Raw genomic sequence first — 13,776 nt, 5'->3', positions numbered from 1 at the left:
CTCCGAATCGCTGGTACGAGTCAAGCGATGGTTTACCACAGAGGGCGTAACAGTGTTACAGAAACGTGGAGTTGGCTGCCGGCGGGCACTGGCGGGCGTTCGTCGATCATGCTCGGAATGCAGTGAACTGATCTGTGGCACAGCAGTCCGGGCATGATCGACGCAGCAGGGCACAGGTGCCCTACAGCCACCCGGCCCGGAGCTCCCCCTCAGCCACGATCACCGCGGGCCCGGTCATCTCAATGTGACCGTCCACCCGCTCGGTGATCACCAGGCGGCCGCCCGGCACATCCACGGTGTACGTGGCCGGCAGCGCGGCCCCGTCCCTGCGTACCGCGGCGACCACGACCGCGCAGGCCCCGGTACCGCAGGACCGCGTCTCACCGCTCCCCCGCTCGTACACCCGCATGGCCACGTGCCCGGGGCCGCGGTCCACCACGAACTCGACGTTGACGCCGTTGGGGTAAACAGTCGCGGGGCTGACCACCGGGGCCTCGGACAGCGGACCGGCATCAGCCAGGTCGTCCACGAACACGACCGCGTGCGGGTTACCCATGTCCACGTTGACGGCGGGACGGCCGAAACCGCCCAAAGTGACGACCCCCGCGGCAGCCGGGAACTCAGCGGTGCCCATGTCCACAGTGATGTCGCCCTCGGCGGGCACGGTCATCGTCTTGACCCCGCCCCGGGTGGCGATGTCCCACGTCCCCGGCTCGGCGAGCCCCGCTTCGACCAGGTAGCGCGCGAACACCCGGGTGCCGTTGCCGCACATCTCGGCGACCGAGCCGTCCGCGTTGCGGTAGTCCATGAACCACTCAGCCTGGTCGGCCAGGTGCGCGACCTCGGCGGCCTCGGCCGTACGGACGATACGCAGCAGGCCGTCGCCGCCGATGCCCGCGCGGCGGTCGCACAGCTTCGCGACCTGGGCGGCCGTGAGGTCCAGGGCGCCGTCGGCGTCCGGGACGATCACGAAGTCGTTCTCGGTGCCGTGGCCTTTGAGGAAGCGCAGAGTGTTCACGGGTCGATCGTACAAAGACCGGGTCCGCCGCGTCGATCATGTACAAAATCCCGGCGGAACGGACAACCGAGGGGCATTTTGTACCTGACCGACGCGACACCGGGCTCAGCCGGCCGGATACACCACCCCCGCCGCCCCGCCACCGCGGCGCACCGGCTCAGCCACCGCCTGGAGCTTGCCACCGGGCAGGAACTCCACCGCGGCCGCGGCCCCGATCTCCGGGTTGTCCCGGAAGACGTGGCCCTTGGCGGCCAGCCCGGCCTTCAGGTCGGCCGGTACGCCCGGCTCGGCCTCGGTCGCGGCGCCGTTGCGCTGTGACAGGCGCGGCGCGGCCACTGCCTGGGGCAGGGTCAGGCCCCGGTCGAAGCGTCCGTCGAGGATCTGGAGCACCGTGGTGATGATCGTCGCGCCGCCCGGGGAGCCGACCGCGAGCTTCGGTTTGCCGTGGCCGTCGAGCACGATCGTCGGCGCCATGCTGGAGCGCGGGCGCTTGCCCGGGGCCGGCAGGTTCGGGTCGAAGACGCCCGGAGTGACCGGGGCGAAGCTGAAGTCGGTCAGCTCGTTGTTGAGGATGAACCCGCGGCCCGGCACGGTGATCGCGCTGCCGCCGGTCTGCTCGATGGTCAGCGTGTAGGAGACGACGTTGCCCCACTTGTCGGCGACCGTCAGGTGCGTCGTCGAGTCGCCTTCGTACGGGGTGTTGTCCGCGACGCCGGTGAGCTTGGCGCAGTTCCGGTCGTACGGCGGCCTCGGGTCCCCCGGGAGCACAGGACTCACCCCGGCCTTGGCCGGGTCGATCCGGCAGGCCCGTTCCTTCGCGTAGCGGTCGTCGAGCAGCCCGCGCGGCACGTCGATGAACTTCGGGTCGCCCACGTAGCGGTTGCGGTCGGCGAAGGCGAGGCGCGAGGCCTCCAGGTAGTAGTGCGCCGCGTCGACGGCGGACATCTTCGAGACGTCCTTGGTCTCCAGGATGTTCAGCGCCTCGCCGACGGTCGTACCGCCGGACGACGACGGGGCCATCGAGTAGACCTGGTAGCCGCGGTAGCCGGTCTGTGTCGGCTTCTGCCGCAGGACGTCGTACGCCGCCAGGTCCTTGGCCGTCATCAGCCCGGGGCGGAAGACGTGGTCCGCGTCCGGGGTCATGGGCGGCTTCTGCGCGGTGTCCGTGATCTCCCGGCCGAGGCCGCCCTCGTAGATCCAGTCGACGCCCCGGGCCCCGAGTTCGCGGTAGGTACGCGCCAGGTCCGGGTTCTTGAACACACTGCCGACGGCCGGGGGCACGCCGCCGGGCAGGAACAGTGCCTTGGTGGGGACGATGTCGTCGAAGCGCGTGGCGTTCATCGCTGTCTGGTCACGGAAGGTCGCGTCGACGGTGAAACCCCGCTCGGCGAGCTCGGCGGCCGGCTTGAGCGCGTCCTTCAGCTTGGTGCTACCCCACTTGCGCAGGGCTTCGTCCCAGGTCATCGCCGTGCCCGGGACGCCGACCGACAGTCCGGAGTTGACCCCTTCGACGAACGGGATGGGCTTGCCGGTGGCCGGGTCCAGGAAGGACTTCTCGTTCATCGCCGCGGGTGCGGTCTCCCGGCCGTCGAGCGTTCTGACCGTACGGGACTTCGCGTCGTAGTAGACGAAATAGCCGCCGCCGCCGACGCCCGACGAGTAGGGCTCGGTGACGCCCAGCGCGGCTGCGGTGGCCACCGCCGCGTCCACGGCGTTGCCGCCCCGGCGCAGCACCTCCAGGCCGATCGCGGTGGCATCGGGGTCGACCGACGACACCGCGCCGCCGTAGCCGGTGGCGGTGGGCTGTTTGGGCGGCGTACCGCCCGGCCCGTGCGGGTGCGCCGAGGCGACTCCCGGCGTGGTCAGGACCAGTCCGACGGCAGCGGCACCAGCAGCCAGTCTGGTGTAGCGCTTCTTAGGCATCTGCAGGGCCATAGGGCCTCCCCCGGAGCGGACAGCACAATGGCGCCACCCTGCCACGGGGTCACCACAGTCAACAAGCAACCCGGTGACGAACAGTCAAAAAACCGTTCCTGTACGGAGGAACTCCCGCGAACCGGCCATCTCGCACGGGGCCTTCCGCACGCTCGCCCGGTCTTGACCCGCTCAGGCCCGGATCAGCCGCAGCGACTCCGCAAGCAGATCCGCACGGTCCCACCCCAACCAGTTCACCCGCGGATCACGTCTACAGCGCCCACCCGGGGGGCCACCCCCCGGACCCCCGGGGCGCGGTCAGCCGCCGATCAGCCGCAGCGACTCCGCAAGCAGATCCGCACGGTCCCACCCCAACCAGTTCACCCGCGGATCACGCCTACAGCGCCCACCCGGGGGGCCACCCCCCGGACCCCCGGGGCGCGGTCAGCCGCCGATCAGCCGCAGCGACTCCGCAAGCAGATCCGCACGGTCCCACCCCAACCAGTTCACCCGCGGATCACGTCTGAACCAGGTGTCCTGGCGGCGGGCGAAACGGCGGGTCGTCCGTACGGTGTCGGCCTTCGCGTCAGCCTCGGTGAGTTCGCCGTCGAGCTGACGGAGCGCCTGGGCGTAGCCGAGGGCCTTCGAGGCGGTCACGCCGTCGCGCAGGCCGATCGAGTCGAGGAGGCGGACCTCGTCCAGGAGCCCGGCCGCCCACATGCGGTCGACGCGCAGGCCGATGCGTTCGTCGAGGACGGGGCGGGGGACGTCCACGCCGATCTGCACGCTGTCGTAAACCGATTCGTGGGTGGGCAGGTTCGCGGTGAACGGACGGCCGGTGATCTCTATGACTTCGAGGGCGCGGACGATCCGGCGGCCGTTGGAGGGCAGGATCTTCGCACCCGCCTCGGGGTCGAGCGCCGCGAGCCGCTGGTGGAGTGGTCCGGTGCCGCCTTCGGCGAGTTCGTCCTCCAGGCGCCGGCGAACGGCGGCGTCCGTGCCGGGGAAGTCGAGTTCGTCTAGCACGGCGCGGACGTACAGCCCGGAGCCGCCGACCAGGACGGGTGTGCGGCCTTCCGCCCGCAGCCGGTCCACGACCGACCTGGCGTCCTCCTGGTACTCGGCCACGCTCGCGGTGCGCGTCACATCCCACACGTCGAGGAGGTGGTGCGGCACGCCCTGGCGTTCGGCGTCGGTGATCTTGGCGGTGCCGATGTCCATGCCCCGGTACAGCTGCATCGAGTCGGTGTTGACCACCTCGCCGCCGAGGGCCTTGGCCAGCGCCACGCCTAGATCGGACTTCCCTGCGGCGGTAGGGCCGACTACGGCGACGACACGGGGACCTGAGGACGTGACGGGGGAACTCACCTGCACGATTGTGCCGGATCGCGACCACCTTTTTGTCCCCCGTCGGGTTGGGGTGCCCCGAGCGCGCGTAACCCGGACGGCTCAGCGTCGTTTCGCCCTTCAGGTGTCGTGTCTGCCGGTCGTCCGCCGTCCGGAGCGCTCCGTACGCCCGTCTGGCCGCGACCGCGTGCCACGACATGCACGAACATCATCTGCGTCGTACGGTCAAGGAGTCATGAAATGGGCGTTTTCGACTGGTTCAAGCGGCGGTCCGAGGAATCGGACGCCGTCGCCCCGCCCGGACAGGCCGGCGGCGACGTAGCCGTCCTGGTCGGGGAACGTCCTGCCGACGCCGAGCACGGGCACGCGGCGGAGAACGGCATCGAGCCCGAAGCTGCGACGGCCTCCCACCAGGAAGAAGCGGTGGGAGAACCGGAAGGAGAAAACATGGGTCTGCTCGATAACTTCAAGGACAAGGCCGAAGAGCTCAAGGACAAGGTCGGCGACGCTCTCGGCGGCCACAAGGACAAGATCGAAGGCGCTGTCGACAAAGCCGGCGACGTGATCGACGAGAAGACCGACGGCAAGTACGCCGACAAGGTCGACTCGGTGCAGAACGCGGTGAAGAAGGTCGTCCCCGGCACCTCGGGCGGCGAGCCGCCGACCATCTGATCAGACGCGCGGACGACCGCTCGGACCACAAGGGCCCGCTCCCCGGCACAGGGGACGGGCCCTCGGGTCTGTCCGGGGCGAGTGGGTCCGGGGCGAGTGGGTCCGGCGCTCCCCCGGCCCTGCGGACCGGGGCGGCACTGCGATCGCGGGGCCGGGCCTAAATCCAGAGCGCGGTGAAGTAACCGACTCCGTACGGCGCGTCCGAATACAGCAGCTCCCCGCCCAGTCCGGCCCCTTCGGCCGCGCCGGCCAGGACCTGCCAGGGTGCGCGCCCGGCAGCCCACAGTTCGGCCGACAACCCGGGGTCGAGGGCTGCGAGAGCGGTGATGTCGGCCGTCGCCAGGGCCCGTGCGACGGCGGCGTCATACGCCTCGGCGCGCGGGTCGAGGTAGCCCGGGGCCTTCTCCGTGCGGCAGGCGGAGCCGTCGCCCATGACCAGGAGGGCCGTACGCGCGGGGCCCTCGACGACCTCGCGGCCGAGCTCGGCGCACTCCTGTGGGGTCATGTCGGACGGTACGCCGCAGCCTGCGACGGGGCCCTGCCAGCCCGCCCGGTCGAGCAGCCAGGCACCGAGTGTCAGGGAGGTCGGCAGCCGCGCGGACTCCGGGCTCGCGGCGCGCCCCGTGCCGAGCCGCACGGAGCGGTCCACGCCGAACCTGCGGAGGTCGCCGACGGCACCCCACGGGTGGCTGGTCACGAAGGACTCGTCCCCTGCGCCGATCACCAGGACGCCGGCGGGCCCGGCGGCGATGAGCGCTGTCAGCGCCCGGTCGCAGGCCGCGCGCAGGCCGTCGAGTTCCGACGCGGCGGCGGGGCCCGCCACCTCGGGGAGCAGCAGGGGCGGGGCGGGGGAGACAACAGCAGCTACAAGCACAGGTCCGAGCGTATGTGACCGGCGGGAATGCCCGCCCCGTAGGCCCGTGATGGAATCGATCACATGGGTGAACTAATTGTCATCAGGCACGGCGAGACGGAGTGGAGCCGCACGGGGCGGCATACCGGGCTCACCGACATCCCACTGACCGCACACGGGGAGGAGCAGGCCACCGCGGTGACCGGACTGCTCGCCGACCGTAAATTCAAGCAGGTTCTGGTCAGCCCACTGCTGCGGGCGCGCAACACCGCGCACCTCGCCGGGCTGTCCACGGTCGACTTGGACCCGGACCTGCGGGAATGGGACTACGGCGGATACGAGGGCCGGACATCGGCGGAGATCAAGGACAAGCATCCCGACTGGTACCTCTGGCGGGACGGCGTCATCCCGGGCGACGCCGAGCACCCCGGGGAGACCGCGGACCAGGTCGGCGCGCGGGTGGACCGGGTGCTGAAACGGCTGATCCCGGTTCTGGAGGACGGCGACGCCGCGGTGGTCGCGCACGGCCACGTGCTGCGGGTGCTCACGGCCCGCTGGCTGGGCCTGCCCGCGGACTACGGGCGGCTGTTCAAGCTGGACACGGCCACCGTGTCGGTCCTGGGGTTCGAGCATGAGCGCCCGGTGATGCTGGGGTGGAACGCGCGCTGAGGCGGCCGGCGCGTGGTCGGCCCCTGGCCAGTGCGCGGTCGGCCCCTGGCCAGTGCGCGGTGGGCCCCTGGCCGGCACGCTAACCAACTGAACAGACGGGTAAGAAGTGGTGGTCATCCGGGCCGGATGACCACCACTTCTTACCCGTCTGTCTGGTTGGCGAGTCGCCCGAGTGCCAGCCCGCGGCAGCGTCAGCCGCAGCTAGTGCAGCCCGACTCCTGCACCGCCGCCTGGTTCGGCACGCCGATCGTCGGCAACCCGAGCATCACGCCTTTGGGCGCGACAGCAGCGCCAGCAGCCGCGGGGGCCGCGTTGCGCTTCTCCCACGCGTCACCGGCGGGGGTCCGGCGCACGGACAGCACCGGCTTCTCCGCGAGCAGATGGTGCGGGGCGGCGTAGGTGATCTCAGTGGTGACCATGTCCCCGGGGCGAATGCCGCCGGGGACCATAAACCCAGCCCCGGGGCGAATGCCGCCGGGGACCATAACCCCAGCCCCGGGGCGAATGCCGCCGGGGACCATAACCCCAGCCCCGGGGCGAATGCCGCCGGGGACCATGAGTCCAGCACCTGGGCGCACACCTTCAGCAGGTGCCTCGAAGTGCACCAGGCGCAGGTCGGGGGCCCGGCCGGAGAGGCGGTGGGTCTCCCCGTCTTTGCGGCCTTCCCCCTCGGCGACGAGCACCTCGACAACGCGGCCGACCTGCTTCTGGTTCTCCGACCAGGAGATCGAGTCCTGGAGCTTGACCAGCCGCAGGTAGCGCTCCTGCACCACGGCCTTGGGGATCTGCCCGTCCATCGTGGCGGCGGGGGTCCCGGGTCGCTTGGAGTACTGGAAGGTGAACGCGTTCGCGAACCTGGCCTCCCGTACGGTGTGCATGGTCTGTTCGAAATCCTCGTCGGTCTCGCCGGGGAAGCCCACGATGATGTCCGTCGAGATGGCCGCGTCAGGCATGGCCGCGCGGACCTTCTCGATGATGCCGAGGAAGCGCTCCTGGCGGTAGGAACGGCGCATGGCCTTCAGGATGGTGTCCGACCCCGACTGCAACGGCATGTGGAGTTGCGGCATGGCGTTGGGGGTCTCGGCCATCGCGGCGATCACGTCGTCGGTGAAGTCGCGGGGGTGCGGCGAGGTGAAGCGGACCCGCTCAAGCCCGTCGATCTCCCCGCAGGCGCGCAGCAGTTTGGAGAACGCCTCGGGGTCGCCCATGTCGGAGCCGTACGCGTTGACGTTCTGGCCGAGCAGCGTCACCTCGACGACGCCTTCGGCGACCAGGGCCTTGATCTCGGCGAGGATGTCGCCGGGGCGGCGGTCCTTCTCCTTGCCGCGCAGCGCGGGCACGATGCAGAAGGTGCACGTGTTGTTGCAGCCGACGGAGACGGACACCCAGGCCGCGTAAGCGGATTCGCGCCGCGTCGGCAGCGTGGAGGGGAAGACGTCCAGGGATTCGAGGATCTCGACCTGGGCCTCCTCCTGCACGCGGGCCCGGTCGAGCAGGGCCGGCAGGGAGCCGATGTTGTGCGTGCCGAAGACCACGTCGACGTACGGGGCCTTCTCGATGATGGTGTCGCGGTCCTTCTGCGCCAGGCAGCCGCCCACGGCGATCTGCATGCCGGGGCGGGCGGCCTTCTTCGAGGCGAGGTGCCCGAGGTTCCCGTACAGCCGGTTGTCGGCGTTCTCCCTTACGGCGCACGTGTTGAACACGACGACGTCGGCGTCCTCGCCTTCGGGCGCGCGCGAGTAACCCGCGTCCTCCAGCAGCCCGGAGAGGCGCTCGGAGTCGTGGACGTTCATCTGGCAACCGTATGTACGGACCTGGTAGCTACGCATAACCGCCCAAGGATATGTGGTGGCGGAACCCCCATGTCACGGCCTGCCGCAGGACTGGGAGCATTCCCCCCATGCGAGCCCTGCGCAGAACGCTCCCCCGACCCACCACCCGCGTGGTGTGGATCGTGGCCGTCCTGGCGCTGGTGGTCGCGGGCACCGGGGTGCTGTGGCTGAACTCGAACAATGATCCACGGTACGACGGCGGTCCCGTGAGTCTGGCGACCGGCGTACCCGAGGGGGTCTACCACCGGTACGGGACACTGCTCGCCCCGCGTCTGTCCGACGACCTGGGCGTACGGGTCACCCTCGATCCGACGCGCGGCTCGGTGGACAACCTCCAGCGGGTGATCGCGGGACGGGACAGCTTCGCCATCGCCACCACGGACGCGGTGGCCGACCTGCCGGCCGGTGACCTGGCCCGGCTGCGGGCGGTGGCCCGGCTGTTCGACGACTACGTGCAGTTGGTGGTCCCGACGGGGTCCCAGGTCGCCCGGCTGCCCGACCTGCGCGGGCGGCGGGTGGGCATCGGCCTGCCGCAGTCGGGTGTGGAACTGGTCACACGCCGGCTGCTCGCGGCCGGCGGGCTCAATCCGGACACGGACATCGACGCGGCGCAGATCACGCTGGACGACGCCGTTGTTGGATTGAAGAACGGATCCCTCGACGCCTTCTTCTGGTCAGGCGGTCTGCCGACCAAGGCGGTGTCGCAGCTGGCCGAGAACAATGCCGTACGGCTGGTCCCGCTCGGCGAGTACGCGGCGGCGCTGCGGGACCGCTACGGCCCCGTCTACCGCGAGGCCGTGGTGCCCGGGGACGCCTATTCGATGGGTTCCGACGTCGCGACCGTGGCCGTGCCCAACCTGCTGGTGACCTCGGCGGGGGCCGATCCGCTCCTGGTCGAGCAGGTCACCGGGACGGTGATGCGCAGCCGCAAGGAGATCGGCCGGGATGTGCATCCGGCCCAGCTGGTGGATCCCCGTACGGCTGTCTTCACTGATCCGCTGCCCCTGCACGAGGGGGCCAGGGCGTGGTACCGGTCGGTGAAACCGTGACGTACGGTGCCGTGCGGATCGCTGATGTGTGATCAACCCCGGTGCGGGCGCCGCCGCGCGGGCCGTCCGCCGGGAATCCGTGACGCAGTCGACATGCGCGCGGTGCCCGGCGTGCACCATGCTTGGCACCGACGTCAGCCGGATCGAACAACAGGGCGATAGGGAGGTTCCGACCGCAGTGTCCGAGAGGTCTGAGAATCCTGTGGGGCCGGAGGGGTCCGGAGCCGCCGCCGGTCACCTGGTCGCCGGGCGTTACCGGCTGAGCCGGAGCCTCGGCCAGGGCGGCATGGGCCGCGTCTGGCTCGCCGTCGACACCGCGCTCGGCCGTGAAGTGGCGGTGAAGGAGCTGCTGTTCCAGCCCGGGCTCGATCCGGAACTCCAGCGCTCCTGGCTGGAGCGCGCCAAGCGGGAGGCCAGCGCCGCGGCCCGGATCCGGCACGAGAACGTCGTCACCGTGCACGACGTGATCGTGGAGGACGGGCGGCCGTGGATCGTCATGGAGCTGGTGGTCTCCCGGCCGCTGGCCGATGTCGTGCGCGCCGAGGGCCGTCTGGAAGTGGACGAAGCGGCCCGGGTCGGACTGCACGTGCTGCGGGCGTTGCGCGCCGCGCACGCACGGGGCGTGCTGCACCGCGATGTGAAGCCCGCGAACGTGCTGCTCGGCTACGACGGCCGGGTGGTCCTCACCGACTTCGGCATCGCCACCTATGTGGACGCGCCGCAGGTGACGCAGTACGGGGAGCTCCTGGGCACCCCCGGCTACCTGGCGCCCGAACGGGCCGGGCAGGCCGTGGCGCAGCACCAGCAGCACCTCAAGGACCCGGAGCGCTCGAAGACCGGCCTCGTACCGGCCGGGACCGGCCTGGAACCGGCCTCGGACCTGTGGTCGCTCGGCGCGACGCTGTACGAGATGGTCGAAGGGCGGGCGCCGTTCCGCAGCGCCAACCCGATCGACGCCATCGAGGCTTCGGTGCGTCAGGAAGCGCCCCGGATGCGGTTCGCCGGGCCGCTTGAGCCGGTGATCGAGGGTCTGCTCCGCAAGGACCCCGTGCACCGGATGGACGCCAAGGAGGCCGAGCTGCTGCTCGCCCGGCTGGTCCAGGACGCGGTCCCGGCGACCTGGGGCGGCCCGGTGCCCGAGACCGCGGCCTCACTGATGGTGGCCTCACCCGGGTCCGGCGACACCGGGCCCGTGGAGCCGACGTCCGGTGGCCCGCTGCCGTCCGTCCCGGCCCCGCGCCGGAAGTTCTGGCGGCACCGCGGGGTGCTGGTATCCGCCGCACTGGCCCTGGCCCTGCTGGTCGTGGGCCTGCCGTTGCTGCTGACCTGGGGTCATGGGGCGGGCAGCGATGACACGTTCGACCAGTTGAAGCGTGACTCGCAGACGTACGCGGCGATGGTGAAGCGCGGTTACGCGATAATCGGCGTCAAGCCCGACCAGCCGGGGCTGAGCGTGCTCCTGCCGGACGGTTCGTACGCGGGCTTCGACGACGAGATCGCCAAGATGATCTCCGAGGACCTGCGGATCAAGACGAAGCCGCAGTTCCTGCCGCTGGAGACCCAGGGCCGGGAGTACCGCATATCCAGCGGCCAGGTCGACTTCGTGGTGGCGAGCTACACGATCAACGAGGACCGCAAGAAGCGGGTGTCCTTCGCCGGCCCGTATTTCATCGCCGGTCAGGACCTGCTCATCCGTACCGACGACGATGCCGTGCACGGCCCCGAGGACCTGGCCGGACAGCCCGTGTGCGTGGTCCGGGACTCGACGCCCGCGGCCCGGATCAAGCAGCAGTTCCCGCAGATCAAGCTTGAGGAGCGCGGGAAGTACTCCGAGTGTGTCACCGACCTCCTGGCGAAGAAGGTGCGCGCGGTCAGCACCGACGACGCGATCCTGGCCGGTTTTGTCACCCAGCACCCCAGTCAGCTGCGCCTGTTGGGGCGGCCGTTCTCCCAGGAGCCGTACGGGGTCGCGTTCGCCAGGGGCGACACCGCGCTGGCCCGGATGGTGTGCCAGTCCCTGGAGAAGCGGATCGCGAACGGCGACTGGCAGCGGGCGTACGACACCCACCTGGGCAAGCTGAACCTGCCGGCGCCGCGTCCGCCGCACTGTGAGATCAACTGACGGGCCGTCGGCCTGGACGGAACCTGACGGACCGTCGGCCTCAACAGGGCCTGGCGTTTCCTCGGCCTCAACAGGGCCTGGCGCTTCCTCAACCTTTACAGGGCTTGGCGTCCTGTCGGCCCGACGAGGATTTGACGCTTCGTCAGTCTGTGCGCGGAAGACCGAGTGTGACGGTCAGTCCGCCCTCCTCCCCGGTGGTGAACTCCAGCGTGCCGCCGGCGGACCTGAGCAGGGTGCGGCAGATGGACAGTCCGAGCCCCGTGCCGTCCACGTTCTGGTGCCGGGGGCTGCGCCAGAAGCGGTCCCCGACGCGGCGCATCTCGTCGGAGGTCAACCCCGGTCCGTGGTCGGAGACGCTGATCTCCACGTGGTCACCGGCTGCGGACACGCCGACGCGGACGGTCCCCCCCGGCGGGCTGAACTTCAGCGCGTTGTCGAGGACCGCGTCCAGGGCACTGCCGAGGGTCACCGGGTCGACCGCGGCGGTCAGTGCCGCCGAACCGAACAGGTCGAAGGTCTGGTCGCGGCTGCGGGCGACCGGGCCCCAGCCGTCGACGCGTTCCCGGACCAGGGCGGCGACATCGACGGGACCAGCGTTTCCGTACGCTGTATTGGCATCGTTTTCAGCCAGTGCCAGTGCCAGCAGACCGTCGAGGACGCGGGTGAACCGGCGGCCCTCCTCGCGTAGTCCCTCAAGGACCCCGTCGCTCTCCGGCGGCAGCTCGAAGCCGAGTTCCTCGATCCGGAGCATCAACGCAGCGAGGGGGTTGCGCAGTTGGTGCGAGGCGTCGGCGGCGAAGGCCCGCTGCTGCCCGACGACGGTCTCGACGTTGTCGGCCATTTCATTGAACGACCGTGCCAGGCGACGCAGTTCGGGTGGTCCCTGGGCGGCCGCGACGCGTGCCCCGAGGCGCCCGGTGGCGATTTCGTGGGTCGCCGCGTCGAGCGTACGGACGGGGTGCAGCGCCCAGCCGGCCAGCCGGGTGGCCAGGACGAGGGCGGCGAGCAGCGCGACGGCCTCCCCGGCGGCGAGGACCAGCCAGTCGCCCAGGACGCGGGAGCGCATCCGCCCGGTGGGCGAGTCGGTGACGGCGACGCCGATGACGTCGCCGCGGTGGATGACGGGGGCGGCGACGAGGATGCGGCGCTCCTCCCAGGGCAGCACCCGGGGCGGGTCCTCGCTGCGGCGGCCGGCGAGGGCTTCGGCGAAAGCGTTCTTCGGGTGGATGCCGCCCGGGAGCACATAACCGGGGTGGGAGACGGCGAGCGGCCGCCCGGAGAGGTCGAAGACCCCGGCTTTGATCCGGTAGACGTTTTCGTAGCGTTCGAGTTCGCCGCGCAGGACACCGAGGTCGGCCGGTTCCGGACGCTCGCCGGTGCTCTCGGTGGAGCGGACGAGCTCGGAGTCGGAGACGACGGTCAGCTGCGCGTCGGAGGCGAACCGGGCGGTGTCGTCGACACGGTCGCGGATGAGGTCCTGCTGCCGACTGTCGGCACGGGACGCGGCCAGGGGGATGCCGAGGGAGAGCAGCACGGCCGCCATGAGGGCGAGGAGTAGGGCGAGGACACGGGTGCGCACTGCGGCTCAGGCGCCCACGACGCGGTAACCGACGCCGCGTACGGTTTCCACCAGCGCCGGGTCGCCGAGCTTGGCGCGCAGGGAAGCGACGTGCACTTCCAGCGTCCGCCCACTGCCCGACCAGGCGCTCTGCCAGACCTCGCTCAGTATCTGCTCCCGCCGGTAGACGACGCCGGGCCGCCCGGCGAGCAGTGCGAGCAGGTCGTACTCCTTGCGGGTCAGTCCCAGGTCGCGCCCGTCGAGGGTGACCCTCCTGGCGGCGGTGTCGAGGACAAGCTGCCCGAGGCGTTGCAGATGGCTGCTGTCGGCGACGTCCGGCACGGCGTCGACGCGCGTACGGCGCCCTACCGCGTGGATGCGCGCCAGGAGCTCGCCGATGTCGTACGGCTTGGTCACGTAGTCGTCGGCGCCGAGGTTCAGCCCGTGGATGCGGGACCGCACGTCGGCCCGCGCGGTGACCATGATCACTGGCACGTCGGACTGCCGGCGGATGCGGCTGCACACCTCGAACCCGTCGTGGTCGGGCAGCCCGAGGTCCAGGAGGACGACGTCGTAGGCGTCCGACAGCGCTTCGAGGGCTTCCTCGCCGCAGGTGGCGTGCCGCACCTCGATGCCGTGCCGGGCCAGCACCGCGCGCAGCGGCGCGGCGACCCGCAGGTCGTCCTCCACCAGGAGCAGTCGCATCCCGTTCGTCCCCCTGTTGTCCGGTGTTGTTGTCCGG

Annotated in this window: 10 protein-coding genes and 2 pseudogenes; 4 read left to right on the top strand and 8 right to left on the bottom strand. The window is 70.8% G+C overall.

All coding sequences use genetic code 11. The annotated features are described in order from the left end of the window. Window positions 1-181: 181 nt before the first annotated feature. From dapF to miaA, 3 genes are all read right to left on the bottom strand, one after another. Entirely contained in the window at window positions 182-1,018 is an 837-nt protein-coding gene (gene dapF / locus AC0Z36_RS07440; protein WP_485461912.1) for a diaminopimelate epimerase, read from the bottom strand. A gap of 105 nt (window positions 1,019-1,123) precedes the next feature. Continuing rightward, window positions 1,124-2,953 (bottom strand): gamma-glutamyltransferase, encoded by a 1,830-nt coding sequence (ggt, locus tag AC0Z36_RS07435; RefSeq protein WP_485461911.1) that lies wholly within the window; start codon window positions 2,951-2,953, stop codon window positions 1,124-1,126. Window positions 2,954-3,376: 423 nt separating this feature from the next. After that, window positions 3,377-4,300 (bottom strand): tRNA (adenosine(37)-N6)-dimethylallyltransferase MiaA, encoded by a 924-nt coding sequence (miaA, locus tag AC0Z36_RS07430; RefSeq protein ID WP_485461910.1) that lies wholly within the window; start codon window positions 4,298-4,300, stop codon window positions 3,377-3,379. Window positions 4,301-4,519: 219 nt separating this feature from the next. On the opposite strand from miaA, the gene AC0Z36_RS07425 reads away from it, so the two are divergent. Beyond that, the gene (locus AC0Z36_RS07425; RefSeq protein ID WP_485461909.1) at window positions 4,520-4,951 is read left to right on the top strand and encodes an antitoxin; all 432 of its coding nucleotides are present in this window, start codon (window positions 4,520-4,522) and stop codon (window positions 4,949-4,951) included. 157 nt (window positions 4,952-5,108) lie between these two features. On the opposite strand, the gene AC0Z36_RS07420 is transcribed toward AC0Z36_RS07425, so the two are convergent. Then, entirely contained in the window at window positions 5,109-5,825 is a 717-nt protein-coding gene (locus AC0Z36_RS07420; protein ID WP_485461908.1) for a class III extradiol dioxygenase subunit B-like domain-containing protein, read from the bottom strand. Between the two features lie 63 nt (window positions 5,826-5,888). Here AC0Z36_RS07420 and AC0Z36_RS07415 point away from each other — a divergent pair, with 63 nt between their 5' ends. Next, window positions 5,889-6,473, top strand: coding sequence for a histidine phosphatase family protein (locus AC0Z36_RS07415; protein ID WP_485461907.1), 585 nt, complete (start codon window positions 5,889-5,891; stop codon window positions 6,471-6,473). Between the two features lie 191 nt (window positions 6,474-6,664). On the opposite strand, the pseudogene AC0Z36_RS07410 reads toward AC0Z36_RS07415, so the two are convergent. Together AC0Z36_RS07410 and miaB are read right to left on the bottom strand one after the other, a co-directional pair. Continuing rightward, a pseudogene (locus AC0Z36_RS07410) lies at window positions 6,665-6,904 on the bottom strand (tRNA (N6-isopentenyl adenosine(37)-C2)-methylthiotransferase MiaB); the annotation flags it as partial. Window positions 6,905-7,048: 144 nt separating this feature from the next. Beyond that, window positions 7,049-8,302: pseudogene (miaB, locus tag AC0Z36_RS07405) on the bottom strand (tRNA (N6-isopentenyl adenosine(37)-C2)-methylthiotransferase MiaB); the annotation flags it as partial. Between the two features lie 71 nt (window positions 8,303-8,373). Here miaB and AC0Z36_RS07400 point away from each other — a divergent pair. Together AC0Z36_RS07400 and AC0Z36_RS07395 are read left to right on the top strand one after the other, a co-directional pair. Then, the gene (locus AC0Z36_RS07400) at window positions 8,374-9,354 is read left to right on the top strand and encodes a TAXI family TRAP transporter solute-binding subunit (RefSeq protein WP_485461906.1); all 981 of its coding nucleotides are present in this window, start codon (window positions 8,374-8,376) and stop codon (window positions 9,352-9,354) included. A 178-nt stretch (window positions 9,355-9,532) separates the two neighbouring features. Next, window positions 9,533-11,476, top strand: coding sequence for a bifunctional serine/threonine-protein kinase/glutamate ABC transporter substrate-binding protein (locus AC0Z36_RS07395; protein WP_485461905.1), 1,944 nt, complete (start codon window positions 9,533-9,535; stop codon window positions 11,474-11,476). A 142-nt stretch (window positions 11,477-11,618) separates the two neighbouring features. On the opposite strand, the gene AC0Z36_RS07390 is transcribed toward AC0Z36_RS07395, so the two are convergent. Together AC0Z36_RS07390 and AC0Z36_RS07385 are read right to left on the bottom strand one after the other, a co-directional pair. Continuing rightward, complete coding sequence (locus tag AC0Z36_RS07390; RefSeq protein WP_485461904.1) at window positions 11,619-13,055, bottom strand: sensor histidine kinase; 1,437 nt, start codon at window positions 13,053-13,055, stop codon at window positions 11,619-11,621. Window positions 13,056-13,061: 6 nt separating this feature from the next. Continuing rightward, window positions 13,062-13,739 carry a response regulator transcription factor gene (locus AC0Z36_RS07385; protein ID WP_485461903.1) on the bottom strand — a complete coding sequence of 226 codons (678 nt, stop codon included), beginning with the start codon at window positions 13,737-13,739 and terminating at the stop codon, window positions 13,062-13,064. Between the last annotated feature and the right edge of the window lie 37 nt (window positions 13,740-13,776).

The organism is Kitasatospora sp. UYEF31 (assembly GCF_057291755.1).
This window is presented reverse-complemented; position numbering and strand designations above follow the sequence as displayed.

What these genes read in the sequence shown, in the direction of transcription:
- AC0Z36_RS07425 (WP_485461909.1), top strand. Translation starts at nt 4,520, where the DNA reads ATGGGCGTTTTCGACTGGTTCAAGCGGCGGTCCGAGGAATCGGACGCC.
- ggt (WP_485461911.1), bottom strand. Translation starts at nt 2,953, where the DNA reads ATGGCCCTGCAGATGCCTAAGAAGCGCTACACCAGACTGGCTGCTGGT.
- AC0Z36_RS07385 (WP_485461903.1), bottom strand. Translation starts at nt 13,739, where the DNA reads ATGCGACTGCTCCTGGTGGAGGACGACCTGCGGGTCGCCGCGCCGCTG.
- AC0Z36_RS07400 (WP_485461906.1), top strand. Translation starts at nt 8,374, where the DNA reads ATGCGAGCCCTGCGCAGAACGCTCCCCCGACCCACCACCCGCGTGGTG.
- AC0Z36_RS07415 (WP_485461907.1), top strand. Translation starts at nt 5,889, where the DNA reads ATGGGTGAACTAATTGTCATCAGGCACGGCGAGACGGAGTGGAGCCGC.